The sequence below is a fragment of the Streptomyces sp. NPDC041191 genome (genome assembly GCF_055591945.1).
The window spans coordinates 197,735-221,591 of sequence record NZ_JBVIZC010000003.1 but is presented as its reverse complement, the minus strand read 5'-3'; the positions used below and the strand labels follow the sequence as shown (position 1 = coordinate 221,591).

The 23,857-nt window shown below is 70.5% G+C and carries 31 protein-coding genes and 1 pseudogene; 9 read left to right on the top strand and 23 right to left on the bottom strand.

Translation table 11 applies throughout. From position 1 onward, the window contains the following. The 8 genes and pseudogenes from ACZ6AQ_RS07070 to ACZ6AQ_RS07035 all read left to right on the top strand — a co-directional run. Positions 1 to 343, top strand: a pseudogene (locus ACZ6AQ_RS07070) (hypothetical protein); the annotation flags it as partial. Beyond that, positions 340 to 531: a hypothetical protein gene (locus ACZ6AQ_RS07065; protein ID WP_468758112.1), complete on the top strand. Its 192-nt coding sequence runs from the start codon at positions 340 to 342 to the stop codon at positions 529 to 531. The pseudogene ACZ6AQ_RS07070 and the gene ACZ6AQ_RS07065, both read left to right, overlap by 4 nt. Before the next feature lie 86 nt (positions 532 to 617). Continuing rightward, positions 618 to 854: a hypothetical protein gene (locus ACZ6AQ_RS07060; protein ID WP_468758110.1), complete on the top strand. Its 237-nt coding sequence runs from the start codon at positions 618 to 620 to the stop codon at positions 852 to 854. After that, a complete protein-coding gene (locus ACZ6AQ_RS07055) occupies positions 851 to 1,474 on the top strand; it encodes a plasmid mobilization protein (protein WP_468758109.1) in 624 nt (207 codons plus the stop codon). Before ACZ6AQ_RS07060 ends, ACZ6AQ_RS07055 begins: the two co-directional genes overlap by 4 nt. Then, positions 1,471 to 3,213: a relaxase/mobilization nuclease domain-containing protein gene (locus ACZ6AQ_RS07050; RefSeq protein ID WP_468758107.1), complete on the top strand. Its 1,743-nt coding sequence runs from the start codon at positions 1,471 to 1,473 to the stop codon at positions 3,211 to 3,213. The genes ACZ6AQ_RS07055 and ACZ6AQ_RS07050 overlap by 4 nt, the downstream gene beginning before the upstream one ends. 170 nt (positions 3,214 to 3,383) lie before the next feature. Then, positions 3,384 to 4,154: a hypothetical protein gene (locus tag ACZ6AQ_RS07045; protein ID WP_468758105.1), complete on the top strand. Its 771-nt coding sequence runs from the start codon at positions 3,384 to 3,386 to the stop codon at positions 4,152 to 4,154. Positions 4,155 to 4,453: 299 nt separating this feature from the next. After that, positions 4,454 to 4,897 (top strand): hypothetical protein, encoded by a 444-nt coding sequence (locus ACZ6AQ_RS07040; protein WP_468758104.1) that lies wholly within the window; start codon positions 4,454 to 4,456, stop codon positions 4,895 to 4,897. A gap of 79 nt (positions 4,898 to 4,976) precedes the next feature. Continuing rightward, a complete protein-coding gene (locus ACZ6AQ_RS07035) occupies positions 4,977 to 5,675 on the top strand; it encodes a hypothetical protein (RefSeq protein WP_468758103.1) in 699 nt (232 codons plus the stop codon). A 348-nt stretch (positions 5,676 to 6,023) separates the two neighbouring features. Here the strand turns inward: ACZ6AQ_RS07035 and ACZ6AQ_RS07030 are convergent, their stop codons facing one another. The 4 genes from ACZ6AQ_RS07030 to ACZ6AQ_RS07015 form a co-directional block, all read right to left on the bottom strand. After that, complete coding sequence (locus ACZ6AQ_RS07030; RefSeq protein ID WP_468758101.1) at positions 6,024 to 7,403, bottom strand: IS110 family RNA-guided transposase; 1,380 nt, start codon at positions 7,401 to 7,403, stop codon at positions 6,024 to 6,026. A 45-nt stretch (positions 7,404 to 7,448) separates the two neighbouring features. Beyond that, entirely contained in the window at positions 7,449 to 8,270 is an 822-nt protein-coding gene (locus ACZ6AQ_RS07025; RefSeq protein WP_468758099.1) for an SPDY domain-containing protein, read from the bottom strand. A 13-nt stretch (positions 8,271 to 8,283) separates the two neighbouring features. Further along, positions 8,284 to 8,574, bottom strand: coding sequence for a hypothetical protein (locus ACZ6AQ_RS07020; RefSeq protein ID WP_468758098.1), 291 nt, complete (start codon positions 8,572 to 8,574; stop codon positions 8,284 to 8,286). Positions 8,575 to 8,660: 86 nt separating this feature from the next. Next, positions 8,661 to 9,014: an SPDY domain-containing protein gene (locus tag ACZ6AQ_RS07015; protein ID WP_468758097.1), complete on the bottom strand. Its 354-nt coding sequence runs from the start codon at positions 9,012 to 9,014 to the stop codon at positions 8,661 to 8,663. A 475-nt stretch (positions 9,015 to 9,489) separates the two neighbouring features. On the opposite strand from ACZ6AQ_RS07015, the gene ACZ6AQ_RS07010 reads away from it, so the two are divergent. Further along, the gene (locus ACZ6AQ_RS07010; protein ID WP_468758096.1) at positions 9,490 to 9,723 is read left to right on the top strand and encodes a hypothetical protein; all 234 of its coding nucleotides are present in this window, start codon (positions 9,490 to 9,492) and stop codon (positions 9,721 to 9,723) included. Here the strand turns inward: ACZ6AQ_RS07010 and ACZ6AQ_RS07005 are convergent. From ACZ6AQ_RS07005 to ACZ6AQ_RS06915, 19 genes are all read right to left on the bottom strand, one after another. Further along, on the bottom strand, positions 9,696 to 9,956 hold the full coding sequence (locus tag ACZ6AQ_RS07005) for a hypothetical protein (RefSeq protein ID WP_468758585.1): 261 nt from the start codon (positions 9,954 to 9,956) through the stop codon (positions 9,696 to 9,698). The genes ACZ6AQ_RS07010 and ACZ6AQ_RS07005 overlap by 28 nt on opposite strands. A 352-nt stretch (positions 9,957 to 10,308) precedes the next feature. Further along, a complete protein-coding gene (locus ACZ6AQ_RS07000) occupies positions 10,309 to 11,340 on the bottom strand; it encodes an MSCRAMM family protein (RefSeq protein WP_468758094.1) in 1,032 nt (343 codons plus the stop codon). A 53-nt stretch (positions 11,341 to 11,393) separates the two neighbouring features. Further along, positions 11,394 to 13,133 (bottom strand): MSCRAMM family protein, encoded by a 1,740-nt coding sequence (locus tag ACZ6AQ_RS06995; RefSeq protein ID WP_468758092.1) that lies wholly within the window; start codon positions 13,131 to 13,133, stop codon positions 11,394 to 11,396. A 102-nt stretch (positions 13,134 to 13,235) separates the two neighbouring features. Next, on the bottom strand, positions 13,236 to 13,715 hold the full coding sequence (locus tag ACZ6AQ_RS06990) for a hypothetical protein (RefSeq protein ID WP_468758091.1): 480 nt from the start codon (positions 13,713 to 13,715) through the stop codon (positions 13,236 to 13,238). A 26-nt stretch (positions 13,716 to 13,741) separates the two neighbouring features. Continuing rightward, on the bottom strand, positions 13,742 to 14,572 hold the full coding sequence (locus tag ACZ6AQ_RS06985; protein WP_468758089.1) for an SPDY domain-containing protein: 831 nt from the start codon (positions 14,570 to 14,572) through the stop codon (positions 13,742 to 13,744). Positions 14,573 to 14,609: 37 nt separating this feature from the next. After that, positions 14,610 to 15,095, bottom strand: a complete 486-nt coding sequence (locus ACZ6AQ_RS06980; protein WP_468758088.1) for a hypothetical protein — start codon at positions 15,093 to 15,095, stop codon at positions 14,610 to 14,612. A 43-nt stretch (positions 15,096 to 15,138) separates the two neighbouring features. Beyond that, the gene (locus ACZ6AQ_RS06975) at positions 15,139 to 15,411 is read right to left on the bottom strand and encodes a hypothetical protein (RefSeq protein WP_468758086.1); all 273 of its coding nucleotides are present in this window, start codon (positions 15,409 to 15,411) and stop codon (positions 15,139 to 15,141) included. Positions 15,412 to 15,449: 38 nt separating this feature from the next. Then, on the bottom strand, positions 15,450 to 16,685 hold the full coding sequence (locus ACZ6AQ_RS06970) for an MFS transporter (RefSeq protein ID WP_468758085.1): 1,236 nt from the start codon (positions 16,683 to 16,685) through the stop codon (positions 15,450 to 15,452). After that, positions 16,682 to 17,176: a regulator gene (locus tag ACZ6AQ_RS06965; protein ID WP_468758083.1), complete on the bottom strand. Its 495-nt coding sequence runs from the start codon at positions 17,174 to 17,176 to the stop codon at positions 16,682 to 16,684. The genes ACZ6AQ_RS06970 and ACZ6AQ_RS06965 overlap by 4 nt, the downstream gene beginning before the upstream one ends. Further along, on the bottom strand, positions 17,173 to 18,018 hold the full coding sequence (locus ACZ6AQ_RS06960; RefSeq protein WP_468758082.1) for a winged helix-turn-helix transcriptional regulator: 846 nt from the start codon (positions 18,016 to 18,018) through the stop codon (positions 17,173 to 17,175). Before ACZ6AQ_RS06960 ends, ACZ6AQ_RS06965 begins: the two co-directional genes overlap by 4 nt. Before the next feature lie 36 nt (positions 18,019 to 18,054). Then, the gene (locus ACZ6AQ_RS06955) at positions 18,055 to 18,468 is read right to left on the bottom strand and encodes a hypothetical protein (RefSeq protein ID WP_468758081.1); all 414 of its coding nucleotides are present in this window, start codon (positions 18,466 to 18,468) and stop codon (positions 18,055 to 18,057) included. Positions 18,469 to 18,478: 10 nt separating this feature from the next. After that, entirely contained in the window at positions 18,479 to 18,895 is a 417-nt protein-coding gene (locus tag ACZ6AQ_RS06950) for a hypothetical protein (protein ID WP_468758563.1), read from the bottom strand. 23 nt (positions 18,896 to 18,918) lie between these two features. Next, entirely contained in the window at positions 18,919 to 19,401 is a 483-nt protein-coding gene (locus tag ACZ6AQ_RS06945) for a hypothetical protein (protein ID WP_468758080.1), read from the bottom strand. 103 nt (positions 19,402 to 19,504) lie between these two features. Continuing rightward, positions 19,505 to 19,852, bottom strand: coding sequence for an SH3 domain-containing protein (locus ACZ6AQ_RS06940; RefSeq protein ID WP_468758078.1), 348 nt, complete (start codon positions 19,850 to 19,852; stop codon positions 19,505 to 19,507). A 148-nt stretch (positions 19,853 to 20,000) separates the two neighbouring features. Continuing rightward, a complete protein-coding gene (locus ACZ6AQ_RS06935) occupies positions 20,001 to 20,798 on the bottom strand; it encodes a hypothetical protein (protein ID WP_468758077.1) in 798 nt (265 codons plus the stop codon). Further along, positions 20,768 to 21,463: a hypothetical protein gene (locus ACZ6AQ_RS06930; protein WP_468758075.1), complete on the bottom strand. Its 696-nt coding sequence runs from the start codon at positions 21,461 to 21,463 to the stop codon at positions 20,768 to 20,770. Before ACZ6AQ_RS06930 ends, ACZ6AQ_RS06935 begins: the two co-directional genes overlap by 31 nt. Before the next feature lie 18 nt (positions 21,464 to 21,481). Further along, positions 21,482 to 21,967, bottom strand: coding sequence for a hypothetical protein (locus ACZ6AQ_RS06925; protein ID WP_468758562.1), 486 nt, complete (start codon positions 21,965 to 21,967; stop codon positions 21,482 to 21,484). After that, positions 21,961 to 22,512: a DUF4913 domain-containing protein gene (locus ACZ6AQ_RS06920; RefSeq protein ID WP_468758561.1), complete on the bottom strand. Its 552-nt coding sequence runs from the start codon at positions 22,510 to 22,512 to the stop codon at positions 21,961 to 21,963. The genes ACZ6AQ_RS06925 and ACZ6AQ_RS06920 overlap by 7 nt, the downstream gene beginning before the upstream one ends. 200 nt (positions 22,513 to 22,712) lie before the next feature. Then, the gene (locus ACZ6AQ_RS06915; RefSeq protein ID WP_468758073.1) at positions 22,713 to 23,468 is read right to left on the bottom strand and encodes a DNA-methyltransferase; all 756 of its coding nucleotides are present in this window, start codon (positions 23,466 to 23,468) and stop codon (positions 22,713 to 22,715) included. Positions 23,469 to 23,857 lie beyond the last annotated feature (389 nt).

Below are 23,857 nucleotides of genomic sequence, written 5' to 3'. Positions count from 1 at the left end.
GACCGAACCCACCGGGGACCGGGGACACAAGGTCCCCCTCCGGCGGAAGACGACCACGAAGAACAGGTTCAAGAGCAAGGAGAAGTACAGCGGCCGAGCCCGCGCCTCGCAGACGCAGCGCCCGCCGCGCGAGCCGGAACAGTCGGTGGACCAGCTCGTCCAGCAGGTCCGGCCCCATGTCCCCGCCTTGCTCGAACGGGACGGCAACGAAGCGATCACCCGGGTCCAGCTACGGGAGATCCTCCGCCGCGAGGGACTGAAAGGCGGCCGGAACGACCGGCTGAGCCTCGTCCTCCAGGAGCTGCGGAACATCAACACCACGACGCCAAGGAGCACCAGGTGAAGACCTGCCACCAGTTCAACATCGTCCGTACGGAATACGAGCGGGAGATCGGCTTCATGATCGCCCACTCCAAGCGACACGAGGGCAGTCCGGCGGCGAAATCCAGCGCGAAGCAGGCCGCATCGACCAAGCAGCGGATGGCCCGTGCGCTCAACAGCCACGTCGGGCGCTGCCCCGAGTGCGGCTGAGCCGGAAAAACCCCAGTTCAACGCCCGTGTCCGCATGGGTGGCCCGGCTTCACGCCGGGCCACCGCCCCGTTTGAGGAGGTGCGCCGTGATTCCGCGTCCCCCACGCTCGTCCGCGCCCACGGCCGCCGAGGCCGGTGCCTGGGCGGACGTCCTGGTCCGCCGGCGGCTCCTGCACGCCGCCGTTCTCGCTCCGACCGGCCAGTGGCTCGTCCAGGGCTGCCCCGACGACCCTGTCCGTGTCCTGGCAGGACCAACCGATGTCGTCGAACTGGCCGCCGCCATCCAGCTCCGCATCCGTTCCACGAGGCCCGAATCCCGATGACGAACCCGACCCAGAACAGCATCGCCCCGGAACCTCACGCCGACATCAACTCGGTGTGCCGGGGAGCAAGTTGGGGCGGAAGTAGTACTTCCGCCAAGCCCGTCCCTGAAGGGGCGGGAGAGGACCTGCACCGGGGGGCGCAGGTCCGGGGGGCTTCGACCGAGGGCGGATCGAAGCCGGAGGAGGAACGCACGCCGAATCGTCGACCTCGTGAGCGTCCCGCCCGTCAGCGTCCGCGTCAGCCGCCCGAGAAGAAGCGCCGCCACCTGCGCACGACCCGCTTCAACGATGCCGAGTACGCCCTGATCGTTTCCGCCGCCGCCCAGTGCAACCTGACCGTCGGCGGCTTCCTCGCCCGTGCCGCGCTCGCCGCAGCCCGGGATCTCGACCGAACGAACGCCGAGATCGCCACCGAACGCGATGTCCTGACCGCCCTGTTCGACAGTCGGCGCAAGCTCGGCTGGGCCGGCAGCAACCTCAATCAGGTGACGAAGGCCCTCAACGCCGGTGCCGACGCCACCGCCCCTCAGCTGGAAGCAAGCCTCGCGGCCGTGCGGCGGGCCGCCGACGCGGTGCACGCCGCCGCGACCGCCGTCCTCGAACAGCGGCAGGCAGCATGATCCCGAGCGTCAACGACCCCGGCGACCGGACCATCGGCCTGCTCGCCTACCTCTACGGCCCCGGTAAGCGTGAGGAACACACCGACCCGCACCTCGTCGCCTCGTTCGACGGCATGGCCCCCGACCCCGGCCGCGACCCGGACGCCACGCTGAAGGCCCTCCAGCAGCTACTCGACCAGCCCGTACAGGCCCTCCCCAAGCACTCCCGGCCCGCCAAGCACGTATGGCACACCTCCGTCCGCACCGCCCCCGGCGACCGGACCCTGTCCGACGAGGAGTGGGCCGAGGTCGCCCGCCGGATCGTCGCCGCCACCGGCATCGACCCCGGCGACGGACAGCCCGGCTGCCGTTGGGCCGCCGTACGGCACGCGGACGACCACATCCACATCGTCGCCACGCTCGTCCGCGAGGACGGCCGACGCCCTGACGACTTCCGCTCGGGCGCCCGCGCCCAGGCCGAAGCCCGGCTCATCGAGAAGGAACTCGGGCTCCACGAGGTCGCGCCCGGCGATGGCACCGCCGCCCAGCGGCCCACCAGCGCCGAACGCCACAAGGCGGCGCGCCAGGGCCGCGAGCGCACCGCCCGCGAAGAACTGCGCGAGACGGTGCGCCGGGCGGTGGCCGGCGTGAGCAGCGAGGAGGAGTTCTTCGATCGGCTCGCCGGCGCCGGCCTTCTGATCCGCAAACGCGCCGCGCCCTCCGGTGACCTCCTCGGATACAAGGTCGCCCTGCCCGACGACCGGAACAAGGAAGGCGAACCAGTGTTCTACCCCGGCGCGCGCCTCGCCCCCGATCTCTCACTGCCCCGCATCCGGGAGCGCTGGTCCGGCGCCACCCAGGACGCCCCCGTTCCCCGGCCGGAGGATGCGACCCGTCCCGAAGCGAGCACCCCGGCCGCTGCCCGCCGCAGAACGGCATCGGCCGTGTGGCAGGCCATGCTCGTCATCGAGCACAGCGACGACGCGGTCGCCGCCGCACACATCGCCGCGGCCGGCGAGGTCCTGGACGCCCTCGCGAAGACGTCCGCCGCCCACACCCGCCGCGAACTTCGCGACGCAGCAACGGCCTTCGAACGGGCCTCTCGCTCCCACGTCCGCGCCGTACGCGGACACGACCGGGCTCTGCGCCAGGCCGCCCGCGACCTCGTCCACGGCGGCCCGGCTCTCGGCCGCGGCGAGGACGGCGCGAGCACCGCGATGGCCATCGACATGCTGTTCTTCCTGGTCACCGTCGCCGCGCACTGGCACGCGAAAAAGGGCCACGCGCAGCAGGCCGCCGCTGCCGCGCGGGCCGCCGAACACCTACGCTCCGCCTATCAGGAGGCCGCCGCCGGTCCTCTCGGCGTGCTTTACCAGCGGGGCCGGCGTCTGAGCCGACCCCTGCTCCAGCGGCAGACGGTCGTGCTGCGCGAGGCGCTGCCCGCTCTGGCCGAGCAGATCCTCGCCGAGCCCGGCTGGTACGCCCTGGCGGCGACCATCGCGGACGCCGAAGCCGCCGGCCACGATCCCGTCACCCTCCTGTCCGACGTGGTCAAGCGCCGTGAACTCGACACCGCGGACTCGGTCAGCGACGTGCTGGTGTGGCGGATGCGGAGGATGGCCGACCTGCCCGCTGACGCCTCGGAACTGCCCGTGAGCGGCACTGCCGGTGCCCCGTCCGCCATGCACAGAGCAACGACCCGGCCCTCTTCACCTGGCCGACGCCGCAACGGAGAAGGTGCGGTCGGCAAGTCCCGGTAGCCCTTTTCGAAGGACGGGCCGCAGCGTCGGCAACACCCCTCCCGCGGCGACACCACGCCTCGAAAAGCTCGACCCGGGCGAAAAGACGGACCGATGCTCGCGTAACGGGTCCGGCCCTCTTCTGGATCGCTACTCTTCGTCCACAGCAAGCTCACCACCAGGGGGCCACCATGCGCCACCGCGTCCTCGCGGCCGTCGCCATATCCGTCACCGCAACCGCGTGCGCCGTCCCGCCCGGGCCGAAGCCGAAGGCCGATGCGAAGCCTTCTGTCACCCAGGAGGTTCCCGCCCCCAGTTCCAGTCCGGCGCCGACCACTACTGCGCCCGCACCCAGGGCGACGACCTCCCCGAAGCCGATCACGCCCAAGCTCACTGCGGTCACGATCGACGACTGGCGTTACGGGTACGCCTGGCGAGGGTTCTCCACTGATGTCGACGGCGACGGCGGACAGTACGACAAGCCCGGCGAGGTACACGTCACACTGACCGTGCAGATGACGGTGACGGACGACCGGCGCCCGAAGATCCCCTCCCCGAACAGTCTGTGGGTGGGGCACAACTACGGCTTCACCTTCTTCGTGAAGCCGTCGAAGTTCCCCGACTGCCTGCCCTTGGAAAGTGTCGGCCTGTGCGAGCTGTCTTCCGGTCCGTTCTACGCCGGATGCGAGGAGCTGCAAAACGACAGTGAGGGGACCAACTTCCCGCGACGGGGATCGCTCATCATGAGCTGCCGCATCGACGCCGCGTTCCCCAAGGACGTGAAGGCGAGCGACTTCAAGGTAGGCGTCCGCTACGACGAGTGCTGCGAGACGGATAGGCAGCACCGGGTGTGGCTGCCCCTCCAGGGCCTGCCCCTCCCCTCCCCCGCACCCCGGGAACCCGAAGAAGAGAGGGCAGAACCGGAGACGGCGCAAGCACCACCGCCCATCCGCTACCTGTAACGCGGCGGGTGGAACCGGGGCCCTGGCTCTGTAGCACCGCAGGCCCCGACCGGATGCTCGTGCTCACCGTCTCCCGAGCGGAGGCTGTAGACCGCCCCGGCCGGCCCCGGTCTCAGCAGCACTTCTCCAGGGACCTCGGCGCGATGGGCGCCACGAAGTCGGACAAGGGACGAGGTAAGCCGGAGCTGTCGAGGCCCTCGTCCTCGTCAAAGGTGACTGTTGACTATGTGAATTGAAACCCCCGGGAGCGTGGGGGAGGATCATGACGCGAGCAGGACGAGGCAAGGGAGGACGTCAGGGTGTTTCACCGAATACGCCGCCGGGCGGCGGAGCTCAGCGAGGCGCAGCGCCGATTCGTCGAGATGTCGATGCGACTGCAGGACCAGGCCCCACCGATAATCGGGGGACCGACGTCCGAGCCGGAGTGCAACGAGCCGGCCGCCGCGGTGGACGACTTCCTGCCGCCGGACCTGCGGGTGCCCAGCCACGACCAGCTCGACGGTCGCATGATGCCCTGGGGGCAGCCGATCGTCCTCGACGGTGAGATGGTCGCCTGCGCCGAGTGCGGCGCGTACCGGGACTGGCTTGTCCTGTCCACCCGCGACCAAATCTGGCTGCGGTGCCGGGCCGGCCACCAGCAGCAGGAGACCCGTCTCGACACCGCCTGGTACAACCGGAGCGCCGGGCCGGCGGACGCGACGCACGCCACGTTCGAGGACTGCCTGCGCCACCTCGGCCACTGACCCCCACACCTACAACCCCACCGGGCCTACGGGCCCGCACTGACCACCCGTCGCCAAGCATCAAGGGGTCAGTTCCGTCATGCGCGTCCGCATCGCCACCACCGCCCTCGGCATCACCGCCGCTCTCCTCACCGTGCCCGCCTGCTCCAGCGGCACCACCCGCACGAAGCCCGACACCACCACCTCCTCCGTCGGCGCCGAAAGGCCGGCCCGGATCGGCCGGGACGCAGCTCCGCTGTCCTCGGCCATCTTGAAGACGCGCCTGCTCGACGAGCGCGACCTCGGCAGCGGTTACCTGCGCAAGCCGGAACGTCCCACCCGGCACGACGACGTCACCGTCATCGGCTGCCCAGCCTTGAACGAGCTGGGCGGCGACGCGGCCACCGGCGGCACGCTCGCCTTCCCGCGCAAGGCGAAGGCCACCTTCACCTACGCAGGCAACAGCTCGGAGGTCTCCGAGGAGCTGTACAGCGACAGCGCGAACAAGCTGTCCGACGGCATCGGCCGGATCTTCGACGCGATGACCGGCTGCCCGGCCTATCAGGTCGTCGCGGGTGGCACCCCGATCTCCATCACTTCGCAGAAGCTGAGCGCACCCCACGATCTCGGCGACGAGCAGTGGAGCCAGCTCCTGACCTTCTCCACCGGAACTCGGAGCACCGTGGTCAAGCAGACCGCGATCCGCGACGGCAGCCTGCTGCTGGTCCTCTCCGGCTCCCCAGCCCTCGTCGACCGCTACCTTGATGAGGCTCTCGTCAAGGCCGCGGCGACAGGCTGACCCCGAGGTCCGTCTGCCCCGGCCGCTCCGTGCGGCCGGGGCTCCGCCGTATCCGGGGCTCGTGCATGCGTGCCCCGTTTCGCAGACCCGTACATCCCGTGAGTCCGGGACGGCCATCGCCGAACACCAGCAGAGCCCGGCCTCCCTCGTACGGGAGGCCGGGCTCTGCTGGTGTTCGGCAAGGCGGGCGGGTCCGTGGGCGCCATTCCCACGTAGGGGCTCAGGGGCCCGGGGATACCTTCGGGCGTACCGCGGTCCGCCCGCCTCTCCCGCTCTGGCCGAGAACGGGGGCCTCCACCGCCGCGCGGTGAACGCCTCTGCTCTCGGATCGAGCGTGTGCTCGGGGCATCAGGCCCGATGCCGGCCGAGAACGTGCCGGTAGATCGTCTGGGTGCTGACTCCGAAGGCTCGCGCCGTGGCGGTGACGGTGGTGCCGGGAACGGCGAGCATGTCGCGGGCGTGCGCGACCTGCTCCTCGGTCAGTGGCCCGCGCCGCTGGCGTGCGAAAGTGCCATTGTCGGCAGGGTTGTAGCCGAAGGCGGTGGCGTCCTCGTACGGCAGGCCGGAGGCCATGCACCGATAGAGGCACAGGACGATCTTGCGTCCCAGCTTTCTCAACGCCGTGGCGTGCGTGTCGCCGGCGGAGCGGCGCATCTTGTAGTACGCCTGGGCGCCTGGTGAGTGGCTGACCATGGAGAAGGCCACCGTATGCAGGGTGCTCCTCAGGTGCGTGGAGGACGCCCGGCGGAAGGAGACCCTCACCGTCTGGCCGGAGGCCCAGGTGACGGGAGCGACACCCGCGTAGGCGGCGAGGGAGCGCCCGCTGCCGAAGCGCTCGACGGGCCGGTCCCCGATCTCCGCCAGGAGGTAGGCACCGAGGATGGTGCCGACCCCGGGAACGCCCTCCACCAACGGGTGGAACGGATGGGCGGTGTAGTGCTGAGCCACGTCCCGCTGTAGATCCTCGGCCCGCCGGACCGCCTGGTCGAGGGTCGCCAGGAGGTGCCCGATACGCAGGGCCTCGGCGGTTTCGACACGGGGGTCGAGCAGCATCACCGGGCGGGAGAAGAGCATGCGCAGGCGTTCGGCCTCGTCCTGGACCGTGCGTTTCCTGCCCGCTGCGGTCAGCAGCGCAGCCAGGCTCTTGCGATCCAGCCGGGCTGCGGCGCGGGGGCTGGGGGCAGCGGCGAGGACAGCTCGCGCCTGAGGGTTGCGCAGCCCTCCGACACTGGCCGGCCACGCCGATACGGCCGTCGGCCAGATCCGCATCAGCGCCGCTCGCAGGCAGTGCAGGGCTTCGACCCGGCTGGCCACGGCTGCCCTGTGGGTGTGTGCCACGACACGAAGTGCCTCCGCCGCCGGAGAATTCGCGACGAAGGGGCGGTACTCGCCCGCCAGGGTCATGGAGGCGATCAGCCTGGCATCGGCGCGGTCTGTCTTGGGGTGCCCCAGGGCCGCGCGGTAACGGGCAGCGCGGGTGGGATCCACATGAACGACGTTCATCCCGGAAGCTGCCAGCGAGCGGGCGAACAGGATGTTCACGTCCTCGATCCCGGTCACCGTCGCTCGCCACCTTCGTCCCAGCGGTGCGAGGAATTCCCGGTAGCGGGCGACGGGGTCCGGGTTGTCGGCATAGACGATCCGGGTCTCGTCGAGGACGGCTCCGGTCCGGTCGACCACGGCGACGTCGAGCCACTGGTCCGACCAGTCACATCCTGCGAAGAGCAAGTAACCACCTCCGAGTGGTAGAAAAAGACGGACGTGCTTGAAGCCCTAGTTGGCCGGCGCGCGAAGGAGCCGCTCCTGGGTGGCCTCGGGCAGGACCCGTCGCAGGACCGGTGCGGTCGAGCTGAGGGAGACGGCGAACGCGGCGACCAGGTCGTGCGGAACGCTGCTGCCGAACGACGCCACCCACAAGTACGGCGCACCGAACACGGGCTCGGCCCACGCCTGCCACCCTGCCGGCCCCGTCTCGTCGGCCTCGGCAGTCAGGGCGCGCGGGTCACCGTCCTGAATGAAGGGCGGTACCGCACCGAGGCTGAAGTGCGAGGTGAACATCGGGTCCGTCGCTGCCGTCTGGGGCTGGTCGACGTCGCGGAGCCAGCCATGTGCGGCGACGGCGTCGAGGACCAACTCGGGTCCGCCGAGCGGGACGGCGGGCTGGTCGCGGGCGTCGAGTGCGACGAGGAAGTCCGCGACGGCCTCGCCGGGGACATCGGGAGTGAAGTAGGCCGACCACCCTGCGAGCGGACTGCTCGTGTCCGCTCGGGCCGAGATCTGCCAGGCGATCGACAGATCCCCCAGGTAGAACGGCTCGTCGGCCAGGTTCCACTGGGCCCACCGACGGGCGTCGGGGCTGATGTGCAGGACGGTGCTGCGCAGGACCTGGCGGTCCTCTTCGGCTTCGTCCGGCTCGTGGCGACCGCGGACGATCGTCAGACTGGTCCAGCCCAGGCCGGCGAGCGTGTCGGCGACGGTGTCGTAGAGGCGCCCGTCGTCACCGGCCAGGTGCCGGGGGCCGACCCAGAACGCGGGCTGTCCCTCGGGCGGGGTGGACGGGAGGGGCGGAAAGTCGGGGTACAGGGGCGCCTCCAAAGGCTCGGTGAGGTTACTTGCCGCCGGCGCTGCGGCGAGGGCGGCGCGGGGGTGCCTGGACGGGTTCCTGCCAAGTCAGGGCGACGGCGACTTCGGGTGGCAGATGCCCGAACTGTGAGTTCTCGTCGCGTCCCTCGGCGAGGTAGACGACGGCCTGGCCGGTCTCGTCCACGGACTGCACGACCTGCGCCAGGCGGTGCGCCATCGGGGAGAAGGGATTCATGGCCTGGCGAACGGGAACGTCCCGGTCACAGGCGGACAGCAGGTCGATGAGATCGCCGACGGTCATCTCCGGGGACGTCACGAACAGCCTCCTGGGGGTGAGAAATGGGTGAGGGGCGCTGTCGGCCGGTCACACTCAAAGCGGGGCCGGCCGGGGTCCCTGGGCTGTCACACGCGGCGCGAGGTCTGCAGCACGCGTGCCACGGCGGCGGCCACGATCTCGGTCGGCGTCTCGGTGTCGAACGACAGGGAGTAGCCGCGCACCTCGGCCGTGCCGGTGACGGCGATCTTCCATCCCTCACCGTTGGTGCCGGGGCGGCCGAGCGGGAACCAGCCGAGGTAGAACCGGCCGTCTTTGCTGCTGACGTGCACGTCCGCGCGGTCATCCACGATGAGGTGGAAGTCGTCCGCACGGAACTGGTCCAGGACGAGCGTGGGCTGTCCGGAACCGAGCTGCCAATCGCGAGGCCGAAGGGCTTTTACGATCGTTGAGAAACCAGGGCTTACGGAAGCCACGGCCACGGGCAATCACCTCTCTGACCTGGGGTTTCTTGCAAGGTTGTCTACGTTGACATGCTCTCGCCCGCGTTGGCCAGTCTTTCTGGCCTCTTTCCTGTCTGCCTCCGGCGAACTACCTTTTCCAGAAAAGAATGGTCTTACCCGGGGCGGGCCGTGTTGCTCGTCTGGGTGGCTGGAAGCCTCGTGTCGGCAGCTGCCATGCGTGTCTGACCCTTCCAGCGAAATACGGCTCTTGCCGCCGGGCATCGGGTGCCGTGAAGCCCTGCCGGGCATGCCGAAGGCCCCGAGAACCACATGGTTCTCGGGGCCTTCGGGCTGGGCGGGGATGGGTCGGGCCTCAAAATAAGTCTCGGCGCGCTCCACCGGACCTTCATGTCGTATGCGGGGACGCCGGGAACGAGGTTCAGCCGGCCGGACTCCTTACCGAGCATCTGTCCTTTAAACCCGGGGCGCGGTACCGCAGGAACATCCGGTCGTCGTGGTCGTCGCCGGTCAGCCCGGCGCGGGGAAGACCACGTTCGCCGGTCTCGCCCAGGCGCGGTGGCACGGTGCGGTGGGGCCGTACGGATCTGCCGTGACCTCTACAAGAGCGCCCGCCCCCGCGCAGTGGCGGCAATACCGCTTCCAGGCGCAGCCACTGGTCAGTTCTCCACGAGGCATTCGGGAATCGTCTCACGAATTCAATCAACAACGATCGCTCCCTAGAATTTGATGGCGGTGCCCCCCAGCGGTCGCGCAGACGTTGGCGAAGCTCCGCAGTCCTTTATGGATGGCAAGCAGTTCCTCTTCGCTGAACCGAAGCAGTTCCGCCGGCAGGATCGGCCGGTTGACGAGTTCCATAAGGCCGACGACTTGCTTCAACGGCATCGGTTCAGCCGACCGGGCGCTCTGTGCCGTCTGCCTCAGGGCCGCATCGATCGGCAGCGATGGTTCGCTATCCGCCATCGGCGCTGCCCCCCGGCGCAACTTCGCTGACCGCTTCCGTGCCCTCTTACTCATCATCCCTGCCTGCATGTGTAGGTCTATTTTTCCAAAATAGACCTCATTTACCCAGGTATCGTGGAGTACGCGCGGGCCGGGACCGCAGGACGGACGGGACGTTCCAAACACGGCCTAGCAGGCCGAGGTCGAGGAGTACGTCCGGGCCCGCCGGTTCGACGAGTATCCGTGCCGCGGAGGGGTCTGTGCGGGGTTCTGGGTCAGCCGAGGGCCTGGCGGACCCACTCGCGGCTGCGGCCGGCGTAGCGGAAGCCCGTGAGCGTGAGGGCCTTTTGACCCGGTCACCGGTGGAGGTGGATCAGGTGACGTCAGTACGTCGGTGTCGGCCGGTGCCGGAGACGCTCTTCGCGCGACGACGGACGACGTAGACGGTGACGGCTCCGGCGGACAGCAGTAGCACGCCGCCGGCGAGCAGCAGGCGGGTGGCGGAGCCGGTGTTCGCCAAGGAGGCCGCCGGACTGAAGGCAGAGGTGGTCGGCGCCGCGGGAGCCATGGCGGTGCCGTCATCAGCAACGGATGGGAGCGACGAAGAAGGGCTCGGCCTTCCGGACGGGATGCCGACGGCCGGAGACCTGGTGGGCGTCGGTCGGCTGGTGGCTGTCAGGGTGGGCCGTGCGGTCGGCTTCTGGGTGGGAAGCATGATCACGGTGCTGGCGAGGGAGGTGGTGATGTGCGTGCCGGGAGCGGCGATGACCTTGACGGAGGTGACCTGCGGCCGGTAGCCGGAGGGCGCCTTGGTCTGGGTGACGGTGTAGGTGGTACCGGATTTCTTCCCGACGGGCAGGGATGCCGTGGCCGTGCCGTCCTTCCCGGTGGTCAGGGTGACGATGCCTCTCTCGCCCATGGGGGTGATGTTGACGGCCGCGCCGACCAGGCCCTTGCCGGTGGCCTTGTCGGTGACTTTGAGGGTGAGGCCGGCGGGCTTGTACGGGTCGGTGATCTGGAGGGTGGAGGGCTCGCCGGGGAGGATGACGACGTCCTGGTCGGGGACGGTGTCCAGCAGCGGGCTGCCCGAGGCGGTTTCCTTGAGGCGGGCGATGCCCGGGGCGAGGCCGGTGAAGGTCAGGACTCCGTCGGCGGCGGTCTTGCCGTCGGCGATCGTCTTTCCGGCCGAATCGACCAGCTGGAAGGAGGCGCCGGGCGCCGGGCGGCCTTCACGATCCCGTTTGACCAGACGCAGTCCGCCGGTGGGCGCCTCGTCGGTGGTGGCCTTCGATGCCTCCGCGGTCGGGACGGGCGAGGGGGCGGCGTAGGCGGCTGGGGTGGCGGCGAGCAGGGCCGTGGCGGTCAGCCCGAGGCCCAGGGTCGGGAGGAAGGGGTGATGCTTCATGGCGAGTGCTCCGAGTGGGAGGGGCGGTGGCAGGAGACGGCAACCCTCGTCGGTCAGCCGGTGGTGTCGCTCGTGCGTCGGCGACGGCTGAACAGGTAGAGGCCGGAACCGCCGGCGAGCAGAGCGGTCGCGCCGCCGATCAACCACAGCGTGGTGTCGGCCCCGGTGTGGGCGAGGGCGCCGGACGGCGGAGCGCTCGGCGGGGCCGGCGGAGTGCTCGGCGGTGCCGGGGGTGCGGTGGGCGGGGCGGGAGGCGTGGTCGGCGGAGTCGGGGGCGGGGTGCTCGGGCTCGGCGGCGTGGTCGAGACGGGCTGGTCGGCGAGGGTGACGGTGACGTCGGCGCCGGGCTTCGCGGTGAAGAGGACGGGGGTGGTGTCGAGCTGGTAGCCGTCGGGGGCGGTGGTTTCGGCGGCCCAGTACCGGGTGCCGGCCCGGAGAGTGACGTCAAGTTCGGCGTGGGCGGTGCCGTTCGTACCGGTGGTCAGCGTGGAGATGATCTTGCCCGGAGCGTGCTTGCCGGTCTTGTCCGTCTGGTCGGCCCGGATCGTGATGACCGCACCCGCGAGGGCCTGGCCGGTGTTCTTGTCGACCTTCTTCAGCAGCAAGTCGGCCTTCTTGAACGGGTCGACCAAGTCGAGGGGGTTGGCCTGGGCGGTGCGTCCGGCGGTGATGGTGATGGTCTGTTCGGGGACCAGGTCGTGCAGGGGGCTGCCGGAGGAGGTCTCGCGCAGCCGGTAGGTGCCGGCCCGCAGTCCGTCGATGACGAGGACGCCCTGCTCGTCGGTCGTGCCCTCGGCGGCCTGCTTGCCGTCCTTGTCCAGGAGCTGGAAGGCGGCGCCGGCCATACGGGTGCCCTCGGTGTCCTTCTTGCGGATGGTCAGGCCGCCGGGCGCTTCGTCCACGGCGACGGTCGCCGCGTCCTTGACGCTCGTGGTGCCGCCCGCCAGGAGCATGCGCTGGGCGGCGGGGTTCTTCGGGGTGAGAACCTGAAGGTCGGTGGCCGGCAGGCCGTCGGCACTCGCGGTGACGCTCGCGGTGCCCGCCGTCTTCGCGGTGAACTGCCACTGGGCGGTGCCGGTCGTGCCGGTGGTGACCTTCCCCGAGGCGGTCCCGGAGCCGGACTCGGCCAGCGCGACGCTCACCTTCGGTACCGGCGTGCCGGTGCTGGTGGTGACCTTCACCGCGACGGTGACCTTGGTCCCGGCGGTGGTGGTCTTCACCGAGGGCGTGATGGTGAGGGTGTAGGGGCCGGCGAGGCGTTCGGCCTCGGCGAGGTAGCCCTGGGCGAGGGTGCGAGCGGTCGGTGAGACCACCGGGTAGGCCAGGCGCTGCTTGCCGCGGACGCCGTTGATGCCGTAGGTGCCTCCGGCCAGGTACTCGTACACCACGGCGTCGACCGCCGCCGCCTGTGCGTTGTCCCGGGTCTGGCCGTACTTGCCGATGACGTACGCCGCCTGAGCGAGACGCTGCTTGGGCACGGCCTGCCCGGTCACCGACGACGTCCAGGACGTCACCGGCTTCGGGGCGCTGTAGCCGCCGGCGTCGGCCGGGCCCTTGCGCTCGGGATCGGCGCAGTAGGTCTCGGCCTGCCCGTGGACAGCCGGGCCGGGCGGCCCGTACGCGCCGATGTGGGAGGAGGCTGCGTTGCCGTCGGAGTCGGGGATCGTGTAGCCGGGCCCCAGTATCCCGACGCCGTCCGGGGCGGCCAGGGCCGGGGTGGTGGCGAGCGTGCCCGCCGCGCAGGCTGCGACGGCGACGGCCAGGTGGAGGGGACGGACGAGGCGGAGACGCATGAGGGTGGGGAAGTCCTGTCGGTGAGGAGGAGGAAGAGGTTGCGGGCGCCGAGGCGTCAGCGCGAGTGCGTAGTCGAGATGCTGGCGGGAGGGGTGTTTCCGTCACCGCCTGCGGGTGGTGCCGATCGAGGCGGGTGGCGTTGGCGTCGGGGCGACGGAAAGCCGTGCCGTTCTCACCGCCGGGGCGCCGGGGAACCAGACCTGCACGTACGTGCCGATCGCTTCTCGCAGTCGGGTGACGTCGATGCCCGTCCACGGCGGGGTGTCGGTGGAGTGCCAGTCGGTGAAGGAGCCGTACGTGCCGGATCCGGGCCTGCTGCCCAGCCGCTGGTCGCGGGCGCTGAACGCGCCGTGCTCGGCGAAGCTCAGGAACTGGGCATCGATACGGCCCCGTTCGAGGTGGACGATCTGGAGACGCAGTCCCTCATAGCGATGGTGAACGCGGCCTTCGGCGAAGCCGATGCGCAGCCGCAGAGGGAGGTCGGGCGTGGGGCGGGCGTAGTAGTCGTCACCGACGACGGCCGCCTCGGCGTACGGGAGCGCGAGGTGATGCTCGAAGAACTGCGCGGCGAACAGGGGCAACGTGGAGTCCGTCCTTGCGGGGAGAGTCAGCGCCGGGCGGCGGCCCGGGCGGGCAGCAGGGCGGAGGGAGTGCTGGTGCTCCAGCGCGGGACGCTGCCGATCGCGACGGGGCGGCCCGCGGCGATGCGGGGGCGGACATCGCGCGGGGTCGGAACCGCGGGGCGGGGCGGGGTGATCGGGGTGAGCTGGGCGCGGACGGCCAGCTCGGGATGGAGGGTCTCGCGCCGGCGGACGACCGGGGCCGGGTCGGTAAATGCCTTCGTCACGGCGAGGATCAGGTAGGAGGGGGTGCGGGCGGTGAAGGTAATCTCCGCCTGAGTCCCCCAACCCTCGGGACCGGCCCACAGGGTGAAGACCTCGTCATCGGCGCCGTGGCGGCGAAGATCGGCGACGGCTCCGGCCTGGCCGTCGGGCGCGAGGGCGCCGATCACTCCGGGACCCGCGTGACGAAGCTGCCATCCGGCGCCCGCCAGCCGGGTGAGGCTGTCGCCCCACCCGGCGGGCGCGGACAGGAAACGGTCCTGGTCCGGGGACCAGTCCTCGGCAAGCGCGGCCGTGAGGGCTCCGACGAGTTCGGGCGGAGTGTTCTGGTTGGCGGTGACGGTCCACCGGTGCGCGGACACCGCGTCCGGGGCGGCGGTGATCGTCCACAGGTAGTAATCATCCCCGGCCCACCCGATGCGGATGCGGTGATCGGGACTGGTGACGACGAGCTGGTGGGGGCCCTCGTCGAGGTCGTGGTGGGGCCAGTGGGCGACCGGCGCGAAGCCGGCGTCACCGACGCCGGAGGACCCGGCAAGGTACCGGGGGACGACGTAGACGTCGCCGTCGACGTCGGACAGGTCAGGGGCGGGCAAGGACAACTCCACGTGCTGAGGGGAACGATGCGGCTGGTCAGCGGGTGCGGGAACCGTTGCGGGTGACCGGTGGAGCAACCGCCTTGAGTGCGGTGCGGCCCGCCGTGCGGCTGGGTGACCGCGTGGCCCAGGCACCGGGGAACCAGACCGCGGTGTACTGCTCGATCGCCGCACGCAGCCCGGTGACATCGGCGCCCTTCCAGGGAGGGCCACCGTGGTAGTACGTGCTGAACGTGCCGTAGCCCATGTGGCCTGGGCGAAGCCCGCGGGCTTCGTCGCGGCGCCGGAAGGTCTCATGGTCCGCGAAGTCGAGGACAACAAAGTCGAGTTCGCCCTTGTCGGGGTGGGTGGTTGCGAGCCGGAGCCCGCTGTACTCGTCGGCGACTCGCGCTCGGGCGAAGTCGATCCGAAGCCGGACGGGGCCTTCGGCCATGGGGGTGGCGTAGTAGGTGTTCCCGACGACGGTGCTGTCGGGGAAGGGAAGCTCGAGTTCGGCGAAGAACGCGGGAGCCTGCAAAGACAAGAAGAGGTTCTCCGGATCCGGTGGATGGTTATGGTGAAGTGGGTCAGGCGGCGCGCCGGCGGCGAAGTTCGAACAAGGGAGCCCACTCGGGACGTTCGGCCACCAGCTTCCGTACGTAGAGGGCCGTGAAGTTGTTGTTCAGCCCCCCAAACCGAAGACGACGCAGGTCCTCGAAGAGGTCCTTCATGCCGATGCGGCTGGCACCGGCCGCGATCCGGCGGGCAGTCATGCGCTCCAGGGCGCGGTAGACGTCAGGGTTGCGGGAGTCGAAGGTGCGGAAGCGTTCGGTGATCGTGCTCTCGCGGACAGAGGGCATCGGAGAGTTCTCCACAGGCTGGGGAAAGGCAGAGTGATTCAGGCGCGCAGGGCGGGCTCGGTGCGCAGCCGGGCGAAGGCGAAGAAGAGGCCGAGGGCCTGCAGTACAGCGCAGGCTGTGATGACGTGGCCCAGTGCGTCGGGCGGGGTGAATGCGGTCAGTACGCCGGCGAGAGGGAAGGGCAGCAGGAGGATGAGGATGGTCGCCGACAGGGTGCTGCCGAACTGCTCCGGCGGGATCAGGCGGGAGCGCACGGTGCGCAGGACCACGCTCATGCCGCCTTCGGCCGCCATGAGCACCGCGACCAGGACCAGGTAGGACAGGTAGTTGGGGGCCTGGGCGGCGGCGAGGCAAGCGAGCGAGGCCAGGGCGGCGCAGGCGGCGCCGACCGGCCACAGGCCCAGGCGGTCGACCGCGAACCGGCAGATGGTGACGGTCAGGAGCGTTGCGGCGGCAGCGGCGGACCAGACCAGACCGACGGCGGTGGTGGTCTGGCCGTAGTGCTCGACGACGATCACCGGACCGGCCACCTGAAGGAGGCCGGTGGCCAGGTTGGACAGGGTCAGGCCGGTGACGAGCCAGCCGAGCGCGGGCAGGGAGCGGATGGTCCGCCAGCCGGTAATCAGCCCCGTACCCGTGCTGCTCTTCGACGCACGGGCCGGGGCGACCGGCGAGGGCGGTGTGCGCAGGGCGAGCAGCGCGGCGAGCAGCGAGAGTCCGGTGATCACCGCGAGCATCGGTGGCGGGCCGGTGAGCAGGAGCAGTCCGGCGAGCGCCGGGCCGGCCAAGGCCGCGGTCTGGTCGATTCCGAGCAGGACGGCCTGGACCCGGTGGGCTCGTTCACCGGCTCGGCGGCCGGCGGCGGTGCCCGCGGTCTCGGAGGCGATGTAACTGATCTCGGTGAGCAGGCCGGTGGTCGCCGCGAGCACCATCACGGTCACGCTCGCCACGGTGCCGGACGGGTAAAGGTGGAGCAGGGCCGCGCCGGCGGCCAGGGCCAGCGCGCGTCCCAGGGAAGCGAGGTGGAAGACGATCGCAGGCCCGCGCCGGTCGACGACCGAGCCGGCCCAGCCGAACGCCGCCAGCCTAGGGACCCATTCCAGGGCGAACGCGGCGCCCGTCAGCGCGGCGGAGCGTGTGGTGGCCAGGACCAGGAGCGGGATGCCGTAGGTGGACATCGCGGAGGCGAGGGCGTCTGCCGTGCGGGGCAGGTAGATGCCGCCCATCGGTCCGGCGGTGTGGCGCGCGTGCCGGGGTGTGACTGCTGCGCTCACGCGACCGGCTCGGGCGGAGCGGTGACTTGCGGGTTACGGGTCAGCCACTGGAGCAGCAGAGTGCGGGGATGGGCGAGGTCCGTCTCGGCCTGGGGGTCCTGGTGGCACACGCCGTCGGTGTGCCCGGTGACGAGCGAGGGCGCCAGGAGACCGAAGGTGTGCCGGATGCGGGTGCTGAAGTCGCAGGCCGGTGCCGGGTAGGCGTGGTGCCGGGCCCAGCGGGCGGTCGCGTCGTAGAGGTCGGCCAGCTCCGAGCCGGACGGGGTGAGTTCCAGGGTGGTGCCGGATGTGGCGCGGACGAGGCCGTGGGTGCGGGCCACTTCGGTCGCGCGGCGCAGGTGGTGCCGGGAGAGGTCGGGGAAGAAGCCGGCCAGTCGTCGCTGCGGTATCGCCCCGTTGTCGTCGATCTCGGTGATGAGCCGGACCAGCGGCGTTGAGGCCAGCAGCTCGATGGCGTGGTGCAGGACAGCGGAGGTGAACAGGGCAGTCATCGGCGCGGACCTCCTGCCGGAAGTGCCGCCATCGGGCGGGCAGGGGTGGCGTGGGAGAAGAGATCACGGTGGTGCCATGTCGGCCGGGAGGCCCCGCCGGGCTGGGCCGACGGAAGGGCTGCGGGAGCGGGCCGGGCCTGGTTGCTGACCCACGGTTTCGGTGTGGGTGCCGCCCGCGGGTGCCCCCAGACCGGGTGCTGGTCGGCATGGGTGAGGGGCTGCCCGGCGGACCAGGCGGACAGGGCGCCGAGAACGGGCCCGAGAGCGTCGCCCGCTGCGGACAGCCGGTAGGGCCGGCCGATCCCGTCGGTGTCGACCAGGCCGTCGGCCACCAGCTGGCGCAGTGGGGGGTAGACGTTGGTCCAGTCGCTGCTGGGCATGGCGATGCTCGCCAGGGCCCGGCCGCTGACTTCTCCGCGCTGCTTGAGCGCCCACAGCAGGGCGGCGGCGTGCCGCCGGGTGAGCAGGGTGAGGCTGTCCTCGACCTGTTCGATCGCGGGCAGCGGGCGGTCCGGCTTCTCCAGGTGCTTCTCGGCCCAGGCGACGATCAGCGGAAGCACCGGCAGCAGGGCGGCACCGCGGTCGGTGTGTCCGTAGGTGACGTGCCGCGTGGTGTGCTCGGTGCGCTCGACAAGCCCGGCGTCACACAGGGAAGTGAGCTTGGGGTGGAGCTGGCCGTTCTGCAGCCAGGGCACTCGGGTCGCCAGCTCGCTGTAGCGCAGGGGGGGACCGGAGAGTGCCAACATGATCCTCACGTTCCAGCGTGGGGTGATCATGGCGAGGGCCTCGGTGACCCGGGCAATGTCGGCGTCGGTGTCGGGAGGCAGAGCGGTGGTGGCCAAGGGGGAACTCCTGGAAGGTGAAGGGGATCGCCTGGGTCAGCGGCTTCGCGCCGTGCTCTGGGCCGGGCGGGGCGGGGCCGGTAGGGGCGGCGAAGGTGCCGGCGGGGGCGGTGCCGGGATCGGGACGCGAGCCAGGCTCCGCAGGACGGCGGAGACCGACGTGGCCTGGGTGTCGCGGACGGCGACGGCTTCGGCGATCCGACGGGCGCCGTCGAGAAGGTGGGAGACCTCGTGCCGACCGATCTGCCGGTCCGGGTGGAGGAGCCGGGCGAGATGATCACGGTGGACGTCGATGCTGCGCTCGGCGCGGGCGAAGGCGGTGTGCATGCCGAGCAGGGCGGCGAGCATGCCGGGCGGCTGGTCCTGGGCGCAGGCTTCGAGGTCGGCGAGCGGCGCGCCGTACAGGTCCTCGATCCGCCCGGCTATCTCGGTGGACGTGAGGTGGGGCAAGCGGGGGCTTTCACGGTCGGCGGGCCCGGGCCGCCCCGGCACTCGATGGTGCCGGGGCGGCGGACGGAGGAAGGACGGCAGCGACCTTGGACTGGACGAACTGGACGGGCCGGGGCTGCTCGGAGGACGGCAGGGCGCTCAGCAACTTGCCCAGGGCGGCGCGGTAGCCGGTGCGCGCATCGAGTGCCGCATCCAGCCAGTACACGTCCATGCGCAGTGTGTCGACGGACAGGTCGTTCATGTCCCGGCCGGGGTCCATCGCAACGTGGACACGGTCGCGGACACGGGCGACCTGCTCCTCGGTCAGAGCGAGGAAGGAGCGCAGTTCCATGGCCCGGGCGAGCGCGGGAGAGGCATCGGGACCGGCAGCCGTCTCGTACAGCTCTGAGACCGGGGCGCCGAAGGTTTCCTGCAGCTCGCCGTCCATGGTGCTGGTCTTGAATCGCACGCTCACCGGACGCCCCTTCCCGCCTGGGACACCGACGCCGCCGCGGGTACTCCTGCGGGACGGCGCGCGGGACTGGTCTGCACCGCCGGCCCCGTACGAGAGCGAAGCTGGACCAGGCGTTCGACGGCGGGGTTCTTCTTCCCCGGAGCGTCCGGGTCGAGGAGCCACCGCACGACCAGGGCCCGGCCGTCGCGTGCGGTGACGGCCGCGTTCACGCGGTGGGCGAGGTCCAGGGTCGGGTCGTCGACCTCGCTGGGCTGGGTTTCCAGCGCGGCGAGGAGGTCGTCCTCCGCACGGTCGAGCACCACCTGGGCGTCGAGCAGCAGACCGTGCCACTTGATGACGTCGGTGACGTAGGGGTTCGCGGCCGGGTCGCCGGTAACGGCGGCCTTCAAGTGGCCGATGCCTATTCCGAAGTGGGATTCGATCCGTTCGGTGAGCACGCCCACGACGTCTTCGCTGCCGTCGGGTATGTCGTCAGACAAGGGAAGATTTCCTTTCCGGAGGGCGATACCGGAGGGGAAGGCGGGGAATTTACCGCCGGTCCGGTGACTCAGCCGGTGGAACGGGCAGGGTGCGGGGCGGTTCTCAGCTGAGGCACATGCGGACATCGCGGTAGACGTACGTGCCGGAGACCCATCCCTTGACGCCCGTGGTCCTGTCCGTGATGTAGAGCCAGTTGCCGCTCTTGCTGTGCACGGTGAACTTGTGGCTGCGGTAGAGGATGCCGAGCGCGGTGGAGTTCGTGGTGGCCTTCGACCGGATGGTGACGGCCGCGGTGTGCACCTCGTACGGCAGCGGCGGCAGGTCGTGGCAACTGGTCGCGAGGGCCGCGGGCACGGTGGCGGGCGCCGCGCCGGCAGTGGTGGCGGACAGCACCGGCAGGGTGAGTGCGCCGATCACCGCCGCGGTGATGGCAATCCGGGTGGAACGCATGCGGAAGAGACCTCCGTAAAGGCATAGGGATTTCATGGGTGGTCGCCGCGGGTGTCGTCCCGGCGGCTGTATAAGAGTCCGGAGAATCGCCGGTTTGGCTAACCGGCGTTCATCGGCTATGTTCCGCCGCTCTCGTAGGCGATGGCGTTCAGCGCGAACGGCCGGTCGGGCGTGCAGCGGGGCCCTTCGGCAGGCCGGTCAGGTGTATGCCCGCAGTTGCCGACCGGACCGGTGGCAGGGGGCCAGCCTCGCCAGCAAGCCGATCGTTGCACCAGTTCAGGGCCTCGGCCTTGGTCTCGAAGCCGCCCTCGCGCAGGGTGTGGGTCCATGCGTTGGTGTCGACCTCATCGACCAGGACGCGGAACGGACGGGGAGCCTGCTTGTCCAGGGCGCGCAGTGCCACGACGGTGACCATGTCGTCCGGGTCGTCGCAGGTGTAGGAGTAACCCATGGCGTAGTGGTCGCCGTCGCCTGCGAGACGGCGTTCCAGGGCGCGCGTCGCCTCGTCCGCCGGCGGTGGCCCCAGCTCGGGGTCGAGGCCGATGCCGTCGGGCGGGCAGCCGCGGTGGATAAGCCAGGACTGTGCCATCGCAGGCAGCGGCAGCCGGGCCATACCGAAGGTGAACGACTGCTCCTGCTGGTTCCGTTGGAGGTGGACGGCCATCAGCTGCGGCATGCCGGGGACCCCCCAGGTGGCAGAACCGTCGAACAGGACGTAGTAGCTGTGCACGCCATCGACCGTGTGATGCTCGGCGAGGGGCATGAGCATGTGCTGGCTGACGGCGACCTGATGGTAGAAGTCGTGGCAGACCTCGTCGTCGGCGTCGAAGCCATCGAGACCGAAGTCGACTTCGGGGCGGGACTTCCCGGCGAGTGCCGGTTCAGTGGAGGACAAAAAGGGCCTTTCGTTGAGCATCACAGTCGCTGGGCTGGAGTGGATGGCCATGCGCCGGGGCGTGCAGGGGGCTTCGTCACCTGGGTGGCGGGCGTTCGGCGAGCGGCGAATAGGGCGGCACGACCGGCATCGGTCAGAACGACCGGCTGGCCGGCGTGCACGGGGCGGCTGGCGTCCCGGACGACCAGGCCGGCACGCTCCAGCGCCTGAACCTGGGGGTAGGGGATGCGGGTTCCGGAGGAGGCGGTCACGGATGCCCGGCTGGTCAGCAGGTGTTCGTGGAGCTTGGCGCCGCCGGCGATGGCGAGCAGCGCCGCCTGGTCCTCGGCCGAGAGCGGTCGTCCGTCGGATGCCGGTGCCGTGGCGGCCTCGACGGGCTCCAAGGCGGCGAGCACCTTCTGAGCGGCGATGTCGCGCGCGTCGGCGGCTTCCGCCAGCTGGTCCACGGTGCGGTCGATGCGCGCGAAGAGGGCGCCGTCGACGGGGAACTCGCCACTGGTCAGCCGGTTGAGCAGTTTGAGGTAGAAGGTGACGCCGGTCTGGGCGTCTGCCAGCACGCGGTGGCGGTCGACCAGCTGGGCGTGTGGTTCGTCGAGGACGCCGCGGTCGCGGTAGGACCACAGGGTGTCGATATCGTGGCCGGTGACGGCCTCGATGCGGTGGTCGAGCGGGGAGACCGCACGCCGGGCTGATGCCGGGGCGGGATCAGGGGGCATAGGCGACGCTCCATTGGTTCAGCGGGTGTGATGGGGCACGAGGCTCTGCGCAGGGCGGGGCAGGCCCGGCATCGCGGAGGACGGCGGACCGGGCCGGGGTACAGGGGCACGGCTGGTCAGCTGCGGGGAGCGGGAGCGGGCCGCGTGGGTGCGGGCGCTCAGCGGCCGGCGGGCCATACCCAACCGCTTGCCGACGGTGTCGTAGACGTCGTTGCCCGCGCGCTGCCGGACCGCGACGACGTGGATCTCCCGCTGATGTACGGATTCCGCAGGCGCGGGGCGGACCCCGTAGACGACGCGCCAGTCCTTGCGGGCGTCCACGAACAGCTTGCGGTAGCCCTCCAGGTCGCCGTCGAGACGCTGCCCGAAGCGGCGTGCGTTCACGACTTCCTGCAGGTAGGCCAGGGTGAGATCGCGGATGTCGCCGGGTGCCTGGAGGAGATCGGTCAACGCGCGGGGGTCGAAGCTCAGGCCGAAAGCCGACTGCTGTCCCCCGCTCACGATGTCGACTCGTCCGGCTCCGCGGAACCGGCGGGCTGCGCCGCGCTCGCCGTGTCCGTACGCACGGACGGCGGCGGGCCGGGCAACAGGCGGTGCGCGGGACGGTCGGGGGACGTCATACAGGCCGACAGCGGGCCGCCGGGCGCGCGGATCGCCGCGACGGCGTGGGTGAGGAAGTCCCGGTGCCACACGAGCATCCCGGCCAGACCGGCTTCGGGCTCCTTGTGCTGCTGGTAGGAGAGCCACAGGGCATGCAGCCAGGCCACGACGTCGTCGTGTTCCTGCCACTGCAGACACCAGGGCGTCGCGGTGGTGACCTCCGCCCCGTAGACCGGGAGGAAGAAGTCGTCCACCCAGTCGCTGAGCGCGTCGAGTTCGTCCTCGCGCTCCTCCCCGTCCAGTTCCATGATCGGGCGGGGCTCCGGCGGTGCGGCAGGAGGCCGTCCGCCGAATCCGGACATGCCGAACGCGGCGAACGGTGACTGGTCCGGGGCCGGAGCGGAGGCAAGGTGGTCGAGCTGCCGGGCCTGCTGCGCCGACTGCTCCATGAGCCGCCGGACGCTCGCCTCGATTCCCTCCAGTTCCGGATCCGGGATACGAACCGGCTCCAGTTCGCCGTCGTCTGCGGGTTCTGTGGGCTTGGGCATGGAAAGTACGGCCTCCTACGAGACACGGATGGCGGCACACGAACTGACCGCCGGATGGGAAATGGGCTCCTATTACCGCTGCGATTGGCGCGGTTGGTGCCCTAGGCGGTGAGAACGACGCCGTCCTGCGTGAGGGTCTCGCGGACCGTCTCGGTGAGCCGGTCGGCCGCGATCGACGCATAGTGCGCGGTCTTCTCCACACCGATGAAGTCGCGGCCTTCCAGCAGGGCGGCGACGCCCGTGGAGCCGGAGCCGGCGCAGAAGTCGAGCACCGTGCCGCCCGGCGGTGCGATCTTGACGAGTTCGCGCATCACCTCGACGGGCTTTTGCGTGATGTGCTGGCGCTTCGCTCCCGAGGGCTGCGAGGCGCTGTACAGGCCAGGCAGGTAGACGGGATTCCGGGAGCCGTCGATCGCGCCCTTCGACGCCCAGACGATGAACTCGCAGTTCTGGGTGAACCGACCCTTCTGGGGCCTGGCCTGCGGCTTGTGCCAGGCCAGCACCCCGCGCCACAGCCAGCCGGCCGCCTGGATCGCGTCCGTGGTGATGGGGAGCTGCCGCCAGTCGGTGAACAGCAGCGCGGTGCCGCCGTCCTTCGTCAGGCGGTGGGCTTCGGTCATGATCTGCGTCAGCCAGAAGCCGTACGACCGCTGGTCCATGTTCTCGCCGGTGAAGTCGGCGAGATCGTTCTTGGCGTCGGCGGAGGTGTACTTCGCCTTGGCGGAGCGGGTGGTGCGTTCCTTCGCGGTCCGGCCGCCGGAGTTGTACGGCGGGTCGGTGACGACGGAGTCGACGCAGTCGTCCGGCAGGCCGGCGAGAACGCTAAGAGCGTCGCCCTGGTGCAGGGAAAAAGGCAAGAGGTACCCCGATTCGGGTGTGAAGGCGCAAAGGGAGCTGCTCGTCTCGCGAAAGGAGTCCTCGCGGGCCGAAGTTGGGCATGCAGAAGCCCAGGGCCACAGTCCGAGGAGGGCGAGGGGAGTCCAAAAACTGTAGAGCCGAAAGCGCCGACAGCCAAGAAGCGCATTTCCGATGTGCCGGATTCCGGCACATCGGATCGGCTTTTTGGTCAGCCGCCAATCCGGGCCTACTGTTTTTGAACCGCCCGGCGCACACCGCCGCTGGCCGCTTCCCCGCCTTTTCCCACGGAGGTTTCCCTGCCCCGGCACTTTTAGTTCACGGCCCGGCTGCGTGGTGCGAGCGGCAACTCGCCCATGCCGAACCGCCCCGATCGCCCACCCCGGCCGCC

Bases quoted from the DNA above. Each gene is read 5' to 3' on its own strand.
- ACZ6AQ_RS07055 (WP_468758109.1), top strand. From the start codon at position 851: ATGACGAACCCGACCCAGAACAGCATCGCCCCGGAACCTCACGCCGAC.
- ACZ6AQ_RS07050 (WP_468758107.1), top strand. From the start codon at position 1,471: ATGATCCCGAGCGTCAACGACCCCGGCGACCGGACCATCGGCCTGCTC.
- ACZ6AQ_RS07045 (WP_468758105.1), top strand. From the start codon at position 3,384: ATGCGCCACCGCGTCCTCGCGGCCGTCGCCATATCCGTCACCGCAACC.
- ACZ6AQ_RS07035 (WP_468758103.1), top strand. From the start codon at position 4,977: ATGCGCGTCCGCATCGCCACCACCGCCCTCGGCATCACCGCCGCTCTC.
- ACZ6AQ_RS07005 (WP_468758585.1), bottom strand. From the start codon at position 9,956: ATGGCGGATAGCGAACCATCGCTGCCGATCGATGCGGCCCTGAGGCAG.
- ACZ6AQ_RS07000 (WP_468758094.1), bottom strand. From the start codon at position 11,340: ATGAAGCATCACCCCTTCCTCCCGACCCTGGGCCTCGGGCTGACCGCC.
- ACZ6AQ_RS06995 (WP_468758092.1), bottom strand. From the start codon at position 13,133: ATGCGTCTCCGCCTCGTCCGTCCCCTCCACCTGGCCGTCGCCGTCGCA.
- ACZ6AQ_RS06975 (WP_468758086.1), bottom strand. From the start codon at position 15,411: ATGCCCTCTGTCCGCGAGAGCACGATCACCGAACGCTTCCGCACCTTC.
- ACZ6AQ_RS06965 (WP_468758083.1), bottom strand. From the start codon at position 17,176: ATGACTGCCCTGTTCACCTCCGCTGTCCTGCACCACGCCATCGAGCTG.
- ACZ6AQ_RS06950 (WP_468758563.1), bottom strand. From the start codon at position 18,895: ATGGACGGCGAGCTGCAGGAAACCTTCGGCGCCCCGGTCTCAGAGCTG.
- ACZ6AQ_RS06940 (WP_468758078.1), bottom strand. From the start codon at position 19,852: ATGCGTTCCACCCGGATTGCCATCACCGCGGCGGTGATCGGCGCACTC.
- ACZ6AQ_RS06935 (WP_468758077.1), bottom strand. From the start codon at position 20,798: ATGGCCATCCACTCCAGCCCAGCGACTGTGATGCTCAACGAAAGGCCC.
- ACZ6AQ_RS06930 (WP_468758075.1), bottom strand. From the start codon at position 21,463: ATGCCCCCTGATCCCGCCCCGGCATCAGCCCGGCGTGCGGTCTCCCCG.
- ACZ6AQ_RS06920 (WP_468758561.1), bottom strand. From the start codon at position 22,512: ATGGAGCAGTCGGCGCAGCAGGCCCGGCAGCTCGACCACCTTGCCTCC.